At 55.3% G+C, this 19,131-nt stretch carries 18 protein-coding genes and 1 tRNA gene; 10 read left to right on the top strand and 9 right to left on the bottom strand.

Annotated features, from left to right (window positions below; genetic code table 11):
- Position 1: 1 nt before the first annotated feature.
- Positions 2-700 (bottom strand): Uma2 family endonuclease, encoded by a 699-nt coding sequence (locus CYB_RS06140; protein WP_011432916.1) that lies wholly within the window; start codon positions 698-700, stop codon positions 2-4.
- A 727-nt stretch (positions 701-1,427) separates the two neighbouring features.
- Here CYB_RS06140 and CYB_RS06135 point away from each other — a divergent pair.
- Complete coding sequence (locus CYB_RS06135; protein WP_011432914.1) at positions 1,428-3,590, top strand: FkbM family methyltransferase; 2,163 nt, start codon at positions 1,428-1,430, stop codon at positions 3,588-3,590.
- A gap of 29 nt (positions 3,591-3,619) precedes the next feature.
- Here the strand turns inward: CYB_RS06135 and lpxD are convergent, their stop codons facing one another.
- The 4 genes from lpxD to CYB_RS06115 all read right to left on the bottom strand — a co-directional run bounded on the left by lpxD (position 3,620) and on the right by CYB_RS06115 (position 8,714).
- Entirely contained in the window at positions 3,620-4,723 is a 1,104-nt protein-coding gene (gene lpxD / locus CYB_RS06130; protein ID WP_238376938.1) for a UDP-3-O-(3-hydroxymyristoyl)glucosamine N-acyltransferase, read from the bottom strand.
- 282 nt (positions 4,724-5,005) lie between these two features.
- Complete coding sequence (locus CYB_RS06125; protein ID WP_011432912.1) at positions 5,006-5,524, bottom strand: DUF4330 domain-containing protein; 519 nt, start codon at positions 5,522-5,524, stop codon at positions 5,006-5,008.
- 66 nt (positions 5,525-5,590) lie between these two features.
- On the bottom strand, positions 5,591-7,114 hold the full coding sequence (locus CYB_RS06120) for a hypothetical protein (protein WP_049749631.1): 1,524 nt from the start codon (positions 7,112-7,114) through the stop codon (positions 5,591-5,593).
- Positions 7,115-7,451: 337 nt separating this feature from the next.
- Positions 7,452-8,714, bottom strand: coding sequence for a class I SAM-dependent methyltransferase (locus CYB_RS06115; RefSeq protein ID WP_011432910.1), 1,263 nt, complete (start codon positions 8,712-8,714; stop codon positions 7,452-7,454).
- Between the two features lie 85 nt (positions 8,715-8,799).
- On the opposite strand from CYB_RS06115, the gene CYB_RS06110 reads away from it, so the two are divergent.
- Together CYB_RS06110 and CYB_RS06105 are read left to right on the top strand one after the other, a co-directional pair.
- A complete protein-coding gene (locus tag CYB_RS06110; RefSeq protein ID WP_071818156.1) occupies positions 8,800-9,618 on the top strand; it encodes a hypothetical protein in 819 nt (272 codons plus the stop codon).
- 328 nt (positions 9,619-9,946) lie between these two features.
- Positions 9,947-10,900, top strand: a complete 954-nt coding sequence (locus tag CYB_RS06105; RefSeq protein WP_238376937.1) for a PspA/IM30 family protein — start codon at positions 9,947-9,949, stop codon at positions 10,898-10,900.
- A gap of 70 nt (positions 10,901-10,970) precedes the next feature.
- Here CYB_RS06105 and CYB_RS06100 read toward each other — a convergent pair whose 3' ends face one another.
- Complete coding sequence (locus tag CYB_RS06100) at positions 10,971-11,726, bottom strand: 5'-methylthioadenosine/adenosylhomocysteine nucleosidase (RefSeq protein ID WP_011432907.1); 756 nt, start codon at positions 11,724-11,726, stop codon at positions 10,971-10,973.
- Positions 11,727-11,947: 221 nt separating this feature from the next.
- Between CYB_RS06100 and CYB_RS06095 the strand changes: the two genes are divergently transcribed.
- The 5 genes from CYB_RS06095 to nuoK all read left to right on the top strand — a co-directional run bounded on the left by CYB_RS06095 (position 11,948) and on the right by nuoK (position 15,758).
- Entirely contained in the window at positions 11,948-12,412 is a 465-nt protein-coding gene (locus tag CYB_RS06095; protein ID WP_011432906.1) for a YbjN domain-containing protein, read from the top strand.
- Between the two features lie 17 nt (positions 12,413-12,429).
- Positions 12,430-13,161: a lipoyl protein ligase domain-containing protein gene (locus CYB_RS06090; protein WP_011432905.1), complete on the top strand. Its 732-nt coding sequence runs from the start codon at positions 12,430-12,432 to the stop codon at positions 13,159-13,161.
- Between the two features lie 145 nt (positions 13,162-13,306).
- A complete protein-coding gene (locus CYB_RS06085) occupies positions 13,307-14,644 on the top strand; it encodes a TPM domain-containing protein (RefSeq protein ID WP_238376936.1) in 1,338 nt (445 codons plus the stop codon).
- A gap of 119 nt (positions 14,645-14,763) precedes the next feature.
- Positions 14,764-15,372: an NADH-quinone oxidoreductase subunit J gene (locus CYB_RS06080; RefSeq protein ID WP_011432903.1), complete on the top strand. Its 609-nt coding sequence runs from the start codon at positions 14,764-14,766 to the stop codon at positions 15,370-15,372.
- Positions 15,373-15,452: 80 nt separating this feature from the next.
- Positions 15,453-15,758: an NADH-quinone oxidoreductase subunit NuoK gene (nuoK, locus tag CYB_RS06075; RefSeq protein ID WP_041437244.1), complete on the top strand. Its 306-nt coding sequence runs from the start codon at positions 15,453-15,455 to the stop codon at positions 15,756-15,758.
- Positions 15,759-15,802: 44 nt separating this feature from the next.
- On the opposite strand, the gene CYB_RS06070 is transcribed toward nuoK, so the two are convergent.
- Positions 15,803-16,129: a DUF5684 domain-containing protein gene (locus tag CYB_RS06070; protein ID WP_011432901.1), complete on the bottom strand. Its 327-nt coding sequence runs from the start codon at positions 16,127-16,129 to the stop codon at positions 15,803-15,805.
- A 432-nt stretch (positions 16,130-16,561) separates the two neighbouring features.
- Between CYB_RS06070 and CYB_RS14515 the strand changes: the two genes are divergently transcribed.
- Positions 16,562-17,304, top strand: a protein-coding gene (locus tag CYB_RS14515) for an IS5-like element ISSoc13 family transposase (RefSeq protein ID WP_076611515.1) whose coding sequence is annotated in 2 segments (ribosomal slippage) — positions 16,562-16,880 and positions 16,880-17,304 — 744 coding nt in all. Because the reading frame shifts where the segments join, the coding sequence is not laid out codon by codon here.
- Positions 17,305-17,510: 206 nt separating this feature from the next.
- On the opposite strand, the gene CYB_RS06055 is transcribed toward CYB_RS14515, so the two are convergent.
- Positions 17,511-17,945, bottom strand: a complete 435-nt coding sequence (locus CYB_RS06055) for a hypothetical protein (protein ID WP_011432900.1) — start codon at positions 17,943-17,945, stop codon at positions 17,511-17,513.
- Positions 17,946-18,146: 201 nt separating this feature from the next.
- Between CYB_RS06055 and CYB_RS06050 the strand changes: the two genes are divergently transcribed.
- Positions 18,147-18,220, top strand: a tRNA-Arg gene (locus CYB_RS06050).
- Between the two features lie 33 nt (positions 18,221-18,253).
- On the opposite strand, the gene CYB_RS14060 is transcribed toward CYB_RS06050, so the two are convergent.
- Positions 18,254-18,688 (bottom strand): type IV pilin protein, encoded by a 435-nt coding sequence (locus tag CYB_RS14060; RefSeq protein ID WP_049749571.1) that lies wholly within the window; start codon positions 18,686-18,688, stop codon positions 18,254-18,256.
- Between the last annotated feature and the right edge of the window lie 443 nt (positions 18,689-19,131).

Genomic DNA, 19,131 nt, shown 5'->3' with positions numbered 1-19,131 from the left:
TCTACAGGGCGTCTGGATCTACCCCTAGCTCTCGTAGCTTCCGGGCCAGGCGCCCTGCCCGTTGTTCGGCCTGCTCAGCCCTTTGCCGCTCCAGTTCGGCCTCGGTGGGTACCAGTTCCCCAGCAGCAGTGGCCCAGCGAATCCAGGTGGCCTCGATGTCCCGAAACCTGCCCTCCCACTTCACTAGGTACAATCCCAAAACCTCGCTCGGCAAGCAACCCTCGGCATCCTCTTTAATCGGCTCATAGCGGTCGCCCCTCAGCCGAAACCCCGCCCAGTCTTCTGGATCAAACGGGTCAAACCAAAAGTACTCCGGCACCCGGATAATCTGCTCATAAAGTTGCTTTTTGCTTGTCTTGTCCTCCTGGGCAGTGCTGGGAAAAACAAGCTCAATCACCACGTCCGGCCCTTTGCCCTGCTCCCAAATCACCCAGCTTTTGCGCTCGCCTTTAGGCACGCCCAACACCACAAAATAATCCGGCCCTTTGAAATTGCGGCCGCTGGTCTGCTCCAAGCTGTAGTAGAGAAACATATTGCCACCGACAAAGCCATCAGGGCGCTGCTGCAACCAGGTTTGGGTAGTGGAGATGAGCAAGTCCATCTGGCACCTGTGCCGCCAGCTTTCCATAGGTTCGCCGTCGTCGTAGGGGAGCTCGTCTTGGGTGGGGGGCAACTCGGGTAGATAAACCGGATCCAGCACCTCAGTAATTGGGTTCGGGTTAGCTTATGGGGGTGTGGGGGTAGCTAAGCCCCGCACTGTACCCGTAGGGTCAGTGCCGGGATACAGATACCCCCACATGGTGTATGATAGGAGTAGTTGCACAAAACGGCTTTTGCCGGAATCTGGTGCAACTACGCGGTAGGACATTCCGTGTCTGCTCGTGGAGGGTTCTTGCGTAGGCTCCCCGATGAAGCGAGAAGCCCGCTCCGTACTGCCAGCAGTCGGGGTCGGGAGTATGTCACTCATTGCCAGTTCTCCTCTCTTTACCCTTACAAGGTATCGGGATCCACCCCCAGCTCCCGCAGCTTCTGGGCCAGGCGCTCTGCTCGCTGTCGCTCTTGCTCAGCCCTTTGCCGCTCCAGTTCGGCCTCGGTGGGCACCAATTCCCCAGAAGCAGTGGCCCAGCAAACCCACGCGGCCTCAATGTCTGGAAACCTTCCCCCATCTCATTGTTGCCAGCAAAGCAGCTGGGGCGCTGCTGCGACCAGGCTTGGGTAACGCAGATGAGTGAGTCCATTTGGCACTTGCGCTGCCAGCTTTCCGCGAATGCACCGTCTAACTTGGTAGGTGTGTAGGTATAATCAGCACTTGGCTCCTGACTTTGCCATTATGGATGCACGTAGGGCAGGATAGTGCAAAACTAGCCCTCTTTGTAGCCTGGGCAGAAGTTACACTTTGTCAGCAGCACTGATTAGAAGGACGAGCTATGGAAAATTCCAACAAAGAAACTCTGCAACCGCGAGTTCTCCTGAGCTGGCCAGTTGCGCCAGACTACATCCCACCGCCGCAGCTTTCAGATCGGCAAGTAACTGTCTGTCCCAAAAAAAGAGTGGGGGGCTGTGGACTAGGCTATGTCAACCGTCGTGAAGGCTTGGTGGAGTGTCCGGAAGGAGATTATGACCTCTATGACTTTGTCCAGCAGTCTGAGCAGATTGTGGATAAAGAGTTTGACTTGGTGATTGTACTAGCTTCCAGCTGCGACTACAGCAACCCCTTCAACACGAAAAAATTTGGCTGTCCAACCGTCTTACTAGCCGGAGATACGCATCATCGCCACTTCCCCATCCAACATCTTTTGGCCTACTGGGGCGTTGAAGCCTTTGATTATGTTGTTACTGCTCACAACCGCCAGCACCTGCACTGGTTTGCCGCGGCGGGCGCGGAAAACCTGGCCTGGCTACCTCTCATCTTCATGCATACGGTTGTCCACAAGTGGGTAGAAGCAAGAGAAAGCCAAGTTGTCTTTATTGGCCATCAGGGATCCGGGCATCCCAGACGTTCCCGTCTGGTCGAAGCCATAAAGAGGGCACACTTGCCCATTCTTGCCAAAACTGCCAACCGTCAAGAGGCAGCCCGCCTATTTGCCGAATCGCTGATTTCGTTTAACTGCAGCCTGAATGGGGATCTGAACCTTAGGAACCTGGAAGTGATTTCTGCGGGTGGCTTTTTGCTGACAGACAAGCTCTCCTTTGCATCCGGCTTTGATGAGTATCTGAGCCCCGGCTTATACTGCGACGTCTATAGTTCTGAGCTGGAGCTAGTTGAGAAAATCAAGTTTTACCTAGAAAATCCAGGGCTGGCTCTAGAGATAGCTAAAAGAGCTTATGAAAAGTTTCTTGTGGACTGGCATCCCAAGCATCGGATAGCCGATCTGATGAATTGGGTTTTCAAGGGAGAGCTACCCAACTTTTACGCAGCTAAGTCCGATCCCAGATTTTTCATTAGCACTGCCTACAGAGATCTTGTCAATACACGCCTTGCTATCTACGAACCTGTTCAGGAGTTACACCGTGTAGAGGAGCAACTTAAGGTACTGGTTAGCAAAGACTGCCCAGTAGCAGTTGTGGCAGATCTCCTGGATCTGCCGAGACTAGAAGTCTATGTTGAGGCCGGGTTCCCAGTGTCTGAGCTTCCCAAGGACGAGAGGGTCGTTTCCAGAGTACATGTCTGGGAGGAAGAGTCCAGCCACTTAGGTACTGCGACTTGGGATGTTCTGATTGCCAGATCCAACAGCCATCTTACTTCTCGACTCCTGCCCTACTTAAAATTTGTTTTTGTCCTTGATGAACAAAATCAATTGGTGTTCTCGAACGCAACAAAGTTAGCGAACGTTGAAAGAGTTCCCTTGGGCGTGAATAGAGCGGATGGATCTTCTTGGACACTACATCTCAATTTTTATAGGGAGGAAGAAGACGCAGCGCTATTCACGACTGACGAAATCTTTAGTAAGCAGTCATATCCTTTTTTAAACTTCGTCGATGGCGTATCAATAATTGTTGATGTAGGAGCAAACATAGGCATCGCAAGCGCCTACTTTCGAATGCTTTATCCAAATGCTACTATTCTTTGCTTCGAGCCTGACCCTGTAGCTCTTCACTTGCTGAAGCTAAACAGCCTAGAGATAGGCGGCTGCACTGTATACCCTTTTGGGCTGTACAGTGATGATATCACCAAGACTTTCTACAGTAGTCTTGTATCGTCCCTTTGTAGTTCGATACACAAGAACCAACATGGTGACTTTCCAAGAGTTGTACAGCTTGTAAAGGCAAGCTCATTCCTAGGCTCATTTCTAAAGAGTGCTGGCGCTTACAACATCGATATTCTCAAGATAGATGCTGAAGGTAGTGAGACCCAAGTATTAAAGGATTTGTTCGAAATTCTAGTCGACATTAAGATAATATACCTAGAGTTTCACTCTGAAGAAGATAGACGATTAATAGACCAGATCCTATGCCCTACCCATGTTTTGTACAAGGGAAACATAGTTCACACACATAGAGGTACTCTTTGCTACTTGAGTAGAAGGTATATCCTTCATGACGTTTCAATAGAACCTCTTCGGTCAAAAGTTCTCCCAGTCAGTAGCTAAGGCCACTGGGGAAGTTGACAAAGGAGGTTCTAGCTAGAGCATGTAGTTTCAGGATCGACGCCCACTTCGAGCATTTTTGCGTTGGGGGCTCTATCCGTGCTGTTCTGTTCCAGCTTGGCCACACGAGCTTCCAGCTTGCGCAAGGTACGTTGCAGCTCAGGCAAGTGCCGCTGGACGGCCATGCTCTTGCGCCATTCGGCAATGGGTTGGTGGGGGTAGCCGGCCACCGTTTGACCGGCGGGGACGTCGCTGGTTACTCCTGTCTGGGCAGCCACGCGTACGCCATCGCCAATATGCAGGTGCCCAGCCAGGCCGCATTGCCCGGCCAAGATGACGTGGTGGCCCAACTGGGTGCTGCCGGCAATGCCCACCTGAGCCACGATCAGGCAGTGGGATCCGGTGCGCACGCCGTGGCCAATTTGCACCAGATTGTCGATCTTGGTGCCGCGGCCAATACGGGTCTCGCCAACGGCGGCCCGGTCAATGGTGGTGTTGCTGCCTACCTCCACGTTGTCTTCCAGCACCACTCGGCCCGCCTGCAGCATGCGCCGCCAGGAGCCATCTGCCAGAGGAATGTGGCCAAAGCCGTCGTCGCCAATGACAGCGCCGCTGTGGATGAGGCAATCATCCCCAATCTCCGTGCGCTCGTGAATAACGCAGTTGGCGAAAAGCTGACACCGGGATCCAATCCGCACGTGGGGATAGATGGTGACATTGGGGTGAATTTGGGTGTGGTCGCCAATTTTCACTCCCTCCATCACCACTGCGTGCGGCCCGATGGCCACCCCCTCCCCCAGCTCGACGCTGGGATCGATCACAGCGGTGGGGTGGATGCCAACGGGCAGGCGGTAGGGTTGGTAGAACAGCTCAATGGCCTGGGCAAAGAGCAGACGGGGATCCCTGCCCCGCAAGCAGGCAATGGAACAGGGCAAAGCCAGCCCTTCCTCCACGATGACGGCGCTGGCCTGGGTTTGCTCCAAGAGAGGTAGGTAGCGGGCCTCGCTGAGAAAGCTCAGCTCCCCTGGGCGAGCCTCCGCCAGGCTGGCCACGCTGTGAATTTCCAGGGTGGGATCCCCCTCGTAGGCACACCCCAATTTTTGGGCAATTTCCTGTAGCTGCATTGGGGTTGACATCCTGATACATTTACGCTGAACACTGCTGAACATCACTGTTCAACTATGCAGCGATAGCATTCTGTTTGTTTCCAAACAGAATGGCGGTATCCCGCAAAGCTTTGAGTAGAATACCCAAAGCGCAGTTTCCGTGTCGTCTTACTACCAATTTTCTGCTTTGCTTTGGCTACCATGTTGGCAGACTCGAAAGTAAACAGAAAGATCAACTGGTAGTAATCCGTACTGAACATGTTATACATTATTTTCAGTATAGTTGAGCTTATTATTGACTAGAGTCATGCTCTACGATTGCGGCAGCCGCACGTCCATCACGGTGCCGCGCAAGTTGTAGCCAAAGGTCTCTAGCTCTAGGGGAACACCGATTTTGACGCGATTGTTGCCCAGGACGATGCCATTCTCCGTCCGCTGGCCGCGCCCTCGCAAGGTAAACACCAGATCGAGGCGATAGGCTTCGGGATCGGGCAAGTTCTGCACCCGCCCATCGGGGAAAACCACCGGCACCGTGCGGCTGACATTTTCCACTCGCACCACCTCCACCTGGCCGTAGGGCTGGTTGCGGATGATCAGGTCAGCCTTCTGCCCCGCCTGAAAAGGTTCCGTAGAGCGGCTGCTGACCCCGCGCACAATCATGTCCACTTCCACCGGCAGCGTGGGGCCACCTCCCACCTGGACGACACTGCCCGCCTGCCGACCCGGAAAGAACAAGACGGCGACAATGGCCACCACCACAATTGCCAGAGCTCCCAGATCCAAGAGGCTGACCTTTCCCAAAAGCCGCCCCTGCTCGTCAATGAGCCGCATATCACCTCTCCTCGCACACCCTGTCTTGATTCTAGGCAGGTTTGTTCTCCAAGTGGCTTTCCCGCTCTAGGGGATCCAGGCTAGGGCGCTGCTGCCCAGCGGTAGGCGGCGTTCCCGCCAGCGGTGCGAACCACTTTGTCCATCAGGAATGGGCAGCCCGTCCTGCAAATCCACCAACCACACTTGCGAGGCCATGATGGCTTGCCCGCTACGGCTAAGGGGAGCCGAGGGATCCGGGATCCCTGGGAACGGTTCCAAGAGCGTGTAGGCCAGCATGCGTCCATCCGGGGAAATGCTGAAGTCCAGATCGACGGGATAGGTGGCTCGAACCACCTCTATGGCGTTGCCTGCTTCAGTGCCGAGCGTTATCGCCAGCAGGCGGGGCGACTCGGTGTAGCTGGGGGAGTCCATCGCGACCTCGCCAACAGAATAATGCTCCGCACCGCTAACGTGAGAGACCTCACTGACCAAGGCGTAGAAGATGGGCGCCCGAGGGGAAAAAGCCCCTTTCAGGATGGATCCCTGGGTTCTCAAAATCTCCTCGCTGTTGCCGGTATTGCTGACGATGGAGAGGCTGCGGGTGTAGTCGGGATTGAAGCGCAGCAAAGCCCCGAAAGCCCCATCGGGGCGGATGGCTAAGGTTTGGCCGAACTGGGCTAGAAAGCTCTCCGCTGCCGCCCGTGGATGCAAGGGTACGATCCCCACCCCCTGTCCCTGCGAGATGAGCAGGCTGCTCTCATCGGGGCTGATGAAAAAATCTCCCCCCACCGCCGTATCCAGCTCTAGACGTTCAAAGGGATCCCGGCTCGTTTTCTGGATCCACAGCTCCGTCTGGACGGCAGCCATGGGATCCCGTTGCAGCGGGATCCGCTCTGCCACCACCAGTTCCCCCGTCGGCGAGACTTGGAAGCGCAGGTTTTGGTAACCCTGATGATCCAGCAGCAACCGCGAAGACAGATCCTCCAGATCCAGCCGGTACAGATCCTGGTGCTGTAGGTTGGTGGCCGTGGCGAAATAGTACACGAAGCGGCCATCAGCACTGGGCTGCATTTGGGTTACCTTGACCCCAGCTGGAGTCAGCAGAGTAGCGGCTCCCGTCTCCAGGTTGAACAGAAACAGTCGCCCTCGCTGGGCAGGTTCGGTGCTGATCCCCAGCAACTGCCGATCCGGCGTGCGGAATTCCCCCTCAAAGGGCTGGGCCATGGGCTGGCCCCGTTCATCCACGGCTGCCTGCAGGCGCACCCGGTAGGTCTGGCCGTAAGGGGCTGGTTCTGTCAGCGTCCAAAAAAAGCGGCGACCCAGCTTGCGCATTCGGCCTGGCAGAGGGGGCTGGATCTCCAAATGCTCTTCAACACTGACGGGATCCATCGGGCGGTTGAAGGTGAGCACCATCTGCACTTCTTGCGCCCCCACCCGTTGCTGTTGCCAGTTAAAGTCCCGCACGTAAGGAGCTGTGTGGTTGCCCAACACCACCAGGATCACCCCGATGGCCAGGTTGCAGAGGGTAATCCGGGCAACCCAGCGATCCAGAGGCTGTGGGAACCACCGCGTCAGGGTTGCGCGCCAGTAAGATCCCGACCGGGCAGACATCTGACTCATAGGTTACAAACAACAGACAGGTATGGGCAGCCAGAACTTGGGGAGCATGACTCTAGTCAATAATAAGCTCAACTATACTGAAAATAATGTATAATGTGTTCAGTACGGATTACTACCAGTTGATCTTTCTGTTTACTTTCGAGTCTGCCAACATGGTAGCCAAAGCAAAGCAGAAAATTGGTAGTAAGACGACACGGAAACTGCGCTTTGGGTATTCTACTCAAAGCTTTGCGGGATACCGCCATTCTGTTTGGAAACAAACAGAATGCTATCGCTGCATAGTTGAACAGTGATGTTCAGCAGTGTTCAGCGTAAATGTATCAGCTGCCTATTGCAGCATCAAAAAAAGAAAGTCTTCTAGGTTGGTTAGGAAGGTCAGCACCTCAGCGGTTGTTCGTTCTTCATCTGGGGATCCCAACTGGACGGCCTGTTGAATCAGCTCTCGAACCGGCGTTGGTCCTTGAAGCAGTGGCGCCAACCAGCTCACGTTCTCGGCAGGGATGCTGATCCGCCCGTGGGTGGCCCCTGTCCACTGCATTTCGTAGGGCCGCTTCTCTTGCAGGGCTTTGCTGTACTCCTGGCGAAAGCGGGGGTTGTCCATCAACAGGGGATTGAATTGTACGGATCCCGACAGCCAATCTTCGTCACTCCAAGGCAGCACCGGCGAAGAGCCGGCATGCTCCGCCCAAAAGTCGATGAGGCGATGGACAGGGCGAAGGAGTTCATACAGATGCAGCCGCTCCATGATGCTGAGGGTTGCCAACCGCTGCCGCACAAACTCAGGCACCTCTTTAAACAAAGACTCCACCGACCAGTCGGGCCTATCCACCAAGCTCAAAAAGCTCAACCCCGCCTGCTGCAACATGCGAAACAGGTCGGGGATCGTGAACCCTTTGTCGTTGGAGAGTAGGTAATTATTCATAATGGCCGCATCTTCGGCATAGTTGGCCGGGTTCCAGAGCACCGCCTGGGCCACTTCTTCTCGCAGGGATCCCATGAACTCCCGCACATTCTTGGCCCCTACTGCTGGCGGAACGTCAAATTGCCCCACCTTTTGCAACCCCTCTTGCAGGCGGAAAAACACCTGCCGTTGGTAGCGGCTGTGGAGATTGGCCCGGATGATGCCATCGGGCTTGAGGACATTTTTCATGGCCCGCAGGCCCTCGGTGGGATCCTCCAGCAAATACAAAACATCATTGAGGCTAATGAAATCAAACTGGATCCCCAGACGCTCCAGCTCCAGCAGATTGAGGACATAAAACTCGGCATCTGCGAAGCCGTGGTGGCGCAGGCGTTCCTCGGTAAGCTTGACCGAAGCCGGAGACAGATCACAGGCAACAATCTGGGCCCCTGGATTGGCCTCGGCCATCATCAACGTTTCCCAGCCGGAGCCACAGCCGGCATTCAACAACACCTTGCCCTCTGGCGGGACGATGGTATGGGTGCGCAGGTACTGAGCCGTGGTATAGCTCATCTTGAACATCTCCGGCAGGGCGTTGCGGGCCGTCTGCGAGAGGGGCACATTAGGGTAGGGCAGAGCCTCGTAAAGGCTCAAGGCTCGTTCCGAAGCGGAGAGGGCAGAGCTGGCCATAGGCAGGGGAAAGGCTCAACGGTTCAATTTATGATTGAGTGTAGCCCTGGTCGCGACAGCCTCAGGGATCCGCGAAGAACTTGCCATGACTGCTGCTTCCCTGCCCCGTCGCCGCTCTCGCTTCTCCCTGGCAGGCACTCTGGCCGCCGTTGGGGGAGCGTTTCTGTTTGGGATCCTGGTGGTGCGGCTGCAATTGCCGATGCTGGAGCGGATCAATCTGGGAGAATTGGAAAATGCCGAGGCCCGCAAAAACCGCAACATTGCCCTGGCCAATACGCTGGGGTGGCTGGGCTACCGCAACTTGGGGGCTTCCTGGCTGTGGCTGGAGCTGATCCAGTACTACGGGGATGCACCGGCTCGCACCCTGACTGGCTATGGCCTGGCCTACGACTACTTCGATCACATGCTGCGGCTGGATCCCCATTTCCTCTTGGGCTACCGGCTCTCTAGTTTGGTGTTGGCCTATCGGGCCGGCCAGCCGGAAAAAGCCGTCGAGATTTTGGATCGCGGCTTGCAGCAGTTCAACCCCCAAAACAACCCTGACGCCTGGCGACTCTACGTGGATCGTGCTCTACTTAACTTTATGTTTCTGGGGGACGCGGAAGCGGGCCGCACCGATTACTACCAAGCTGCTGCCTGGCGAGAGCAGGTGGGCCTGCCTGGAGATGAATTTCGCCAGTTGGGGGATAACATCGCCCGCAGTCCTCTCAGCCGCCGTTCCCAATTCGATGTTTGGCTGAGCGTGTTTAACTCCACCACCGACCGGGATACCCGCCTGTACGTCCTGGAACAACTGGTCCAGTTGGGTACCGTGCTGCAAACGCTGCCTACGGGGGAGATCGAGATCCTGCCCCCTCCTCTGCCCGACTTCCCCGACGAGGAACCCTATCGCTTGCGCCTGTGATTTGATCCGGGGGACAAAGATTGCGCCTTATGGCTGTGACGTTGCCCCAAAAGGTGAGCTAAACTCTAACCCAAATTAAGCCGACCCCACGAGCCGACTCTTCGAGAGCCGCAGCTTTTCGTGGGAGAGGTTCGCTTTTCCGACGTAGGGAGCAGCTGGCTCTGTTGCCTTTGCCAGGGAAGAGCAGCAGCCAGCCTCACGGCAATCCCCAAGGACGCTCTGGGATTCCGGTTGGTTCCCGAAACTTCCCTATCTTATTATTTCTTAACTTTTGTTCTTGTTCTGCACAATAGGAGTGACCCCCATGACCTCAAGAACTTCCCTTCTGATGACTGTGGCTGTCCTTTCGGGCAGTTGGCTTGTTCTTCCGGCGGCAGCACAATCTTCCGGGACGGCCCGGGTGCGGTCGGTGGTGGATGGGGATACCTTCTGGGCGGACTTGAACGGCAGGCCAACCCGTTTCCGTCTGGCCTATGTGGATGCGCCGGAGCTGACCCAAGGGCGCTGGGGGCGGCTATCCCAAGAGGCTCTGCAAAACTTGCTCCCGACGGGATCCCTGGTGCAGGTGGATACCCTCTATGTCACACCGGAAGGGCTTCACATTGCCCAGGTGTACAACGCCGATGGTTTGGTGAATTTGGAGATGTTGCGCCAGGGTCAGGCGGTGGTTTACGAGCGCTTTTTGCACGGGGCCAATCGGCAACGCTACCTAGAAGCTCAAGAGGCGGCCCAAGCGGCGCGGTTAGGCTTCTGGCAGCAACGCAATCCGGTGATGCCTTGGGAGTTTCGGGAGACGGCCACGCAAACCTCGGCCTTTGCGGGGGTCAATGTTTTGGATGGTTCTTTGATTCGTGAAAATCCGGCGGCAGCTGCGGGTGTGGGGATTGCTACTGCGGTGGTGATGGTGGGTCTGAGCAAGGTGCTGTGGAGAAAGCCCAGCCGACAGAGGGTGAGCATCCGGCAGATGGAGCGGGATCTGAAACAATTGCAGCGCAGCCTGACCACAACCCTGGCCAGTCGCAAGCAACTGGAACGGCGGTACGACGAAATTTTGCAAAAGGCCGAAGATTGGTTTGTCAGGGCTGAGAAAGCCAGCCAACAGAACCAGGATGACCTTGCCCGCGAGGCTTTGGTTCGGCGCAACCAGCACATGAGCGCAGCAGAAGCGGTTCGCAAATCTTTGGATGAAGTTGAAGCACAGGTGGCAACCCTTCGCGAAGGCATTTCCCGCCTGGAAAGCCAGATCTCGATGGCCAAGCTGGAGCGGGAGATGAACAACTGACGCGAACGCAACCATGCCCAACTCCTCTTTTGCGTCTTTTGCGCTAGAGGAGGGGATCTGCGCACTTGGGCTAAGGCAAGGAGGGGGGCAGGTTTTGCAGGATGGTGCGGACAACTGCTGCTGAGTTGAGCGCTGCTGTTTGAAAAAAGCTCAAGAAATCCGTATCGTCCCCTGCATCGCTGACCGAGCGCACCAGCAAACAAGGGATCCCGGCTTCTTGCGCTACTCGCACCACGGCTGCCCCCTCCATCTCCACCACCAAAGCGCCGGTGCGTTCTCGGATTTGTCGGCGTAGGTCTGCGTCGGCCACAAACACATCGCCGGTGGCCACCAAGCCTTGATGAATGACGGGATCCCGGCCTTGTAGGGGGTGGAGAGGGATCCGCTCGGGGTGGGCCACGATCAGGTCGTAGAGAGCGCTATCGGCCTCGGCCAGTGGGTGGCGCAGCTCTGGGATAAAGTCGATCCCCAAAACAAAGCCCTCTGGACGCCCGGTGCCGAAGTCGTGCTCGATCGCCGCATGGGCCAGCACCACATCTCCCATGTGCAGGTGATCGGCCAAGGCCCCGGCCACACCGGTAAAAATGATCCCCTGCAAAGGGAAATGGGCCACCAACAAAGCCGCTGTGGTTGCCGCCCGCACCTTGCCCACCCCACCTTGTACCACCACCACCGGTTGCCCCGCCAGGGATCCCTGGTGGAACTGTCGCCCCAGATGGGTATGGATGGAGCAGGTTTCCATTGCTGCGGTGAGCATGGCCACTTCCTCGGGCAGGGCTCCAAGAATGCCGATGGCTTTCTGGGGGGGATGAGATGGAGATTCCATAGAGCTTCCCTCAGGTTCTTCGAAAGACTTTTGAACAGGCTCTCTCTCCAGTTGGCGGGGGGGATCGCTTGCCCTCACCTGTCCGGCCACTTAGTGAACCATTGCCAACGGTTTCATTCTCGCCTGAGTTGAGGATCCCAAAGCGATGACCGGATAGGTCGGAGTCTTAGGCGGTATAGCGGTATAGTTGAGGTGGTTGGATAGGGAATAGGGGGAAGACCATGGTCTACAGTGAGCCGCTCATGAGCACCTTTAACCCTTCGCCAGAGGTTTTTCCAGAGTCCGTTCGCTACGTTGAGGTTGTCTCGGCGGTGGTTTCCAGCCTCAAGGAGGATGCCGCCTACGAGAACCACGAGCAAGGTCACACCTGGAAATTCACCTACGGCACGGCAGAAGTGTTCGTCCATCTGAGCGGCGAATCCCCAGAAGACACTCTTTTGGTATGGTCTCCCGTTCTCTCTCTGCCGGTGGCAGAACCGGCCAAGCTGATGCAGAAGCTCCTGGAGAAGAATTGGAGCGACACCCTAGAGGCGCGCTTTTGCATCTGGAACAACCAGGTGGTGCTGAACCACTACCGCACCTTGGAAGGGATCACAGCGGGCGAAATTTCCCGGGCCATCACCATTGTGGCCAGCTTGGCCGATGAATATGATGAGCCCCTCCAGGCGGAGTTCCCCAAAGTTTAAGGTCTGGCTTTGCCAGGATGGGATCCCAGGGATACTGGCTCCCCTACCGCGTGGCCTCTGGGGCCCGGCAAATGGAGCAGGATGCCTGGCTTCTGCAGCGGCTGCGCCATGACCCTCACCCCTGCCTGCGCTTTTATGGCTGGGATCAGCTTACCCTCTCGCTGGGACGGCACCAGGTTTGGCCAGATCCCCTGCCAGGGATCCCGATTGTGCGCCGACCCACGGGGGGAAGGGCGGTGCTCCATCAGGCGGCTGAGGATGCAGCAGAGCTGACCTACAGCTTGGTGTTGCCCCTTTCTTACTTGCAAGCCAGGTTGCCCAGTTTGCAGCGGGCCTGGGTGTACGACTTCTGTTGCCGCTTTTGGGTGCAGGGGTTGGCGGAGCTGGGCATTGCCATAGATGAGCCCGCTTTTGCTCACGGCCGAAGCCACCGGGATCCCGGCTACCGCAACAAGACCAGTTGCTTTGCCTCCCGTACCCGTGCTGACTTGAGCTGGCAGGGCAAAAAGCTGATGGGCAACGCCCAACTGTGGCAACCTTGGGGGATCCTGCAACAGGGATCCCTCCTATTGCAACCCAATCTAGAGCTGTGGGAACGGTATCTGCCCGGCTCGCAGGTGATTGGTATCTACGACATTTGCCCCACGGCGCCAGGGATCCCTGCTTTGATCGAACATTTTCTCCAGGCCGCCCGGGAGTGCTTTGAAGTGGAATGGCAAGAAGAAGCCTGGCTCCCTTGGCCGGACTGAGGGCCGGTTGCTGTTAACAATTACTAGCAACAAGAAGCGGCTTGTCTCAACCGTTCCCCAACTTCCCTCTCTCCCTGGGAAAAGGACTGCCAGTCTAGCCGAGACAGCTGTGCTAGAACCTAGGCAGCGCTCAGCCAGGTAAGCCATGCCGAAAGTTTGGGCGGCAGTTTTGCTAGTTGTATTCCTGCTGCCGCAGCCCGCTTGGGCCATTACCCTTGAACAAGTGCCCAACCCCCGCCGTCAGTATGGAGGGTGGGTTTCCGATACCGCCAACATCCTCAGCAGCAGCACCGAAAACGAGCTCAACCGTCTTATCACTCAGCTTGAGCAGCGCACCAGTGCCGAGATGGCAGTGGTTACCGTGCCGAATACTCAGGGATATGCAACACCAAAAGACTTCACCACGCAGCTATTTAACTACTGGGGGATCGGCAAGGCAGGCCAAAACAACGGGGTTTTGTTTCTCATCTCGGTAGGGGATCGGCGGGTGGAAATCGAAACGGGCAGGGGCCTGGTCGCTATCCTCCCCGACAGCCGAGTCCAGCAGATTATCGACCAGCAGATCCTGCCTCGGTTTCGCAATGGGGATTTCGATGGCGGCACTCTGGCGGGGGTGCGGCAGTTGACCTCGGTGTTGCAGGGCCAGCCCGTTGCCAATGTTCCTGCGGCAGCTTCTGGAGTTACCACCTCAACGATTGCAACTTCTTCTGGGGCAGTGGCCCAGGGCATTGATTCTTCCCTGGTGGAAGGGATCCTGCTGCTGCTGGGGATCATCATTTTGGGACTGGGGTGGCAGCGCTCTCGCATGCCCGTCTCTCTAAGGGCTGAGCGAGGGGGAAGACAAGTCCTCTCCCTGACACGCAGAGATCCAAGAACAGGTGCTGTGCTCTCTTCGGTTCAGAGCGACCCCATTCGTCTCTTCCTCTATTCGGGATCCCTCTGCCTTGGCGTGTTCCTAGGATTGTCCAGCGGCAACTGGCTGGGGTTCGCTCTGCCGGTTGTGGCTGCTATGGCCACTGACGGCACCTTGGGCCGGAAGCGTGGGATCCCTTTTCAGCCAGTGGTCTGTCAAGCCTGTGGTCGACCCATGCGCCCAATCCAGCCCCAGCTTCTGGATAAGTACCTTCCCCAAGAGCATCGCCTGGCCAGGAGCCGCGGCAGAGCTCGCTACTACGGCTGGTTTTGTCCTACCTGTCAAGGAATAGCTGTGGTTGTGCGCGAAGGCACGCTCTCCCGACACCTTTACTGCCCTCGGTGCCAAGCCCTCACCCTCGACCTCACCACACAGGTTCTCAGGGAAGCCACCTATTCCTCTAGCGGCTTGAAGCTGGAAATCCTGAGCTGTCCTATCTGCGGGTACCGCAGCGAGCGAGAGGTGGTCATCCCCGAGCTCAGCGACACAGACACAGATTCAGACTTCGGTGGAGATTCAGACTTCGGTGGCGGCAGCAGCGGAGGTGGCGGAGCGGGCGGCAGTTGGTGAGACCCAACTCTAGAGATTTCTCTATCGATCTGAAAAAGGAGTCGGGCTTCTCTTAAATCCGCCAGGACAGTACAGTGGTAAGGGAGCAGCAATAGAAACTGGCTAAGGACGGATCTCTCATGACCCTCGGAGAAGGCGTACAACTGGTTACGTTTGTGGTGCTATCGGCGATGGCCATTGGCTTCGCGCTAGGCGTGGTTTGGGCCCCCAGCATTGTCTATTCCGGTTTTCTGCTCGGGGGCGTTTTCCTGAGCATGGCCGGGTTGTATCTCCTCTTGAATGCCGATTTTGTGGCCGCAGCCCAAGTTCTGATCTACGTCGGCGCGGTTAATGTGTTGATCCTGTTTGCCATCATGTTGGTGAATCGGCGCTACAACTTTGCTCCTCTGAAGCTGGGCTGGCTGCGCAACGGAGTGACGGCGGTGGTCTGTTTGGGTCTGTTTGCCCTTCTAGCCGCGATGGCTTTGAACACCCCTTGGCCGCTGCAGCCGATCCAACCTTTGAGCAGTGTGTTGGTGATCGGCGGCCACTTCTTCAGCGATTATCTTCTGCCTTTTGAGCTGGCTTCTGTTTTGCTGCTGATGGCGTTGATTGGGGCCATTGTCTTGGCGCGGCGGGAGTTTGTTCTTCCCCAAGCCGGAGAAGGGGATCTGAGCTTGCTGGAGCGGGCCCGACCCCAGCTTGAATCAGAGTCAGAACGACCGGCAGAGCTGGTGAGCACCCGTTGAAGCTACCTGCTCTCGATCACAAAATCCAGAGTTTTCCCAGTGCCCTTCTCATTGCGTATCTACTGGAGCCTATCGCGATGTTGCAACTGCAGTTTTTCTTGGTGGTGGCAGCGGTTCTTTTTTGTATTGGCATCTACGGCCTGATCGTCAGCCGCAATGCGATTCGCGTCCTGATGTCGATTGAGCTGATGCTCAATGCGGTGAACCTGAACTTCATGGCTTTCTCCAACTTTGTCGATTCAGCGATGATTCGCGGCCAGGTGTTCTCGGTGTTTGTCATCACTGTGGCGGCTGCCGAGGCCGCAGTGGGCTTGGCCATCGTGCTGGGGATCTACCGCAACCGCGCCACTATCGATATGGAGAGCTTTAACTTGCTCAAGTGGTAGACTTTTTCGATTGTTTAGTTTGTATCAAGGCAAGACTGGCTAATTCAAGTGAAGGCCAGAATGCCTGAGTAGAGCAAAGCTCCCAAAACAGGCAGGAAAACCAGCAGACCCAGCCAGCGGGATTTATTCAGGCGGGGTGGAATGGCAAAGATCACCCAGATACCGAAGATCAAGTTGACTAGGGGAATGAAGAAGAGGATCACCCACCAGCCGGGTTTACCAGCAGCTCGACACATCACCCAGATGTTAGCAATCGGGATCCAAGCTAACCAAGCATTCGGCACGTTTAGCTTCTCTCCAATCACCATTAAGGTGTAGCTAAAGAAGGCGTAAAGGGCAACGGCAATCAGCCCTGGTAAAAGCTCATCCATCGTGACCCTCCCACATATTTGATATTTGCGAATGTCAACTCACTTGTCTCCAGCGTCTCTTTGGTGTCAGAGACAACCCTCGAATCTATACAGCTATAAGGCCAAACCGCAAGAAAACCAACTTTCCAAAGCTGTTCAGGAGCTACTCTGATCCCGCCCACAAAGTTAGCCAAAAGGGATCCCGTTGTCCAGACTTATCTGTCAAGTTTCATCAAGAATTCTGTCAAGTTTCATCAAGAATACAGATCTGACGAATAATCTCTCAAGCACGGGGGGGCAACGGCGGGCATTGGATCCCGGGAACCAGGGATTCCAGCAAGCCGCTACAGGCATCCCAGAGCAGCTCGATCACGTAATGGAATCCAGCCTCACCCCCGTAGGTCGTGTTGATCTTATGTTAGGATAGAGGGAATAATTTATAGAGGAAAGAGGATGAAGTTGGTTTTTTTAGATGAAAACAAATGGCAGAAGATATTGGCTTTTTTACAGACAGAAGAGAGAGTTAACATTGGGAAAGAAGCAAACTGCAAGCAGTTTATTGAAGCAGTTCTTTGGATAGCCCGTTCCGGTGCTCCTTGGCGCTACCTCCCAGAAGGATATGGCAAATGGTACACCATCTATCAAAGATTCCACCGGTGGAGTCGTTTTGGAGTGTGGGAACGGATGTTCAAGTATTTTATTGACGACCCTGATTTAGAGCATCTCATTATTGATTCAACCATGGTTCGAGCGCACTCCTGTGCTGCCGGAAAAAAGGGGAGCAAGCTTTGGGGAGAAGCCGAGGCGGATACAGCACCAAGATTCATGTGAGTGTAGATGGGTTGGGAAATCCGCTGGAATTGAGAATAACTGGCGGAGAAAAGAGCGATATTACTCAAGGGGAAGAATTGATAGAGGGCTGGCAGAGAAAGGATACCAAAGTAATTGGGGATAAAGGATATGATGCGGATAAGTTGATTGAGAAGATAGGGGAAGCTCAAGCGGTTATTCCGCCTAAAAGGAATAGAAAGACGCAGCGGCATTATGACAAGCATCTGTATAAAGAGAGGCATTTAATCGAATGCTTTTTTCATAAGTTAAAGCAGTACCGGCATCTATTTTCTCGTTTTGACAAATTGGCCAGGAACTTCTTGAGTTTTCTCTATCTCGTCAGTGCTCTCTTTTGGCTCAAATGAAAGATCAACACAACCTAGTTTGGAATGACTATGATTTGTAATTTTTTACAGAAAGAGGCGTTTTTCAAAAGCTGAGCTGGCACTTGTTCTCTCGTTTTAACAAGTTGGCCAGAAACTTCTTAAGCTTTCTCTACTCTGTAGGCACGCTCTTCTGGATCCAGCTGATCCAGCTAGACCAGGGCATGGGGTAAGACTACTCCAAGATCCTATTCTCCCTCGGGGGGTGCTGCCGCCTCAGAATCCAAAATGGCCCCTGCTCCGTAAGAGTCAATATCGATGGCCTGGGATCCACCGGCAGCCAACAGAGCCATCAGGGATCCCAACTGCCACCACACCAAGCCTGCCGTGCTCAACACTAGGATCCCACCGACGCAGGCGGCCAAGGCCATAGACAGGCCAAACACGTTCAGACACGCGGCCACAAACCCAGAGGTAAACAGGCAGCAGAGACTGTAGGTGAGGATCACCCCAGGAGTGCGGTAGCGAATTTGCGCTTGGCTATCCCGGTTGAGCTGCCAAAGGGCCACCTGGTATTCCAAATTGTCCTTGAAAATGATGCCAAAGATAACAGCAAAAAAGCTGAATAAGGCGATGGCAGAGTAAATGGGGGGATTGACGAAGGGATCAGAAAGGGATTCCATAGGGCTGACCTCGGTTTGGGATCCAAGTCCTTAGCTTAACACCTCTTAGCATCACAGAAGATGTCTAGCAGGTCAATGTCAACAACACAACCGATAACGCCAGACCCAGTTGGGTCATGATGAGAACTGGTCGGGTATCACCTCATCTGCAAAAGGGCTGTAATCTGAGATGGGGGCTAAGAGCAGTAGGATGTTCGACAAGGGGCTGTAGCTCAGATGGATAGAGCAAGCGCCTCCTAAGCGCTAGGTCGGCGGTTCAAGTCCGCCCAGTCCCGTCTCCTCAAGCCGCCAAATCTCGCCCAGGCAAGTCAATGATAAAGGTTGCAGGAGTTGTGCAGGTCGTAGCCAGAGACCAGAACCTCTTGCTGGCGATCCCCGAGGCCGATGTCACAGCGCAGGGGATTCCCACCAGCAGCTGTGTAGGTGTGAGACTCCGTCATCCAACGAATGCCGCTTGGGCCAGGTGTGGGAGGAACAACTTCGGGAAGACGGTAGTTGTAGGCTTGCCAGGGATCTTGCAGATAACGATCCCCGTGGATCCCTCCGAATTCAATATCGGCGTAGCCGGAGGGATAAACCGTAAAGTCCATGCGGAAGATTTCCGAAGCACGGCCAATGGTCGCCAAAGCTGTTTGGGCTTCAGCAACTCTGGAGCGGCGAATGTGGTTGAGCAGGTTGGGAATGGCCACCGCGCAGAGAGTACCGACAATCACGATGACCACCAGCAACTCGATCAATGTCATGCCACGAGGAGCCGCAGTGGCCAGACGAAAGAGGATTCTCCGGAGATACACTTCATGAGGGGAAAACCGACTCATAGCAGTTCCAGTCCCGCTTCGGGAGAAATCAGGCACTTAGCTAAACCCAAAGGAGCTTGCCCCAGTATTCCAGCCTTTCCTTGGTTTCAGGTTACCCTTTGCGGATCCAAAACTTTCCCTGTCAAATCACGCGAACTCCTGAATCCAAAACCCCACTGGATATCAACTGTAGGTAAATTTTTTGTAAACTGGCTTCAAGTTTTAAGGCCAGATAAATCTGAGTTCACTGTGAACTGTTTTCGCGGCTGTCTATGGGGTGACACTGCCAGTTGCTACTGCCCCAAACTTTTATGTGTTACCCATTTTTGGAACAGCAACAGATGAATTTTTGCCTGTGGCTATCTCAATCCTATGGACGGGAATGTCAG

Source organism: Synechococcus sp. JA-2-3B'a(2-13), assembly GCF_000013225.1.
Lineage (GTDB): Bacteria > Cyanobacteriota > Cyanobacteriia > Thermostichales > Thermostichaceae > Thermostichus.
The sequence above is the reverse complement of the archived record's forward strand: the minus strand, read 5'-3'. Positions and strand labels throughout refer to the sequence as shown.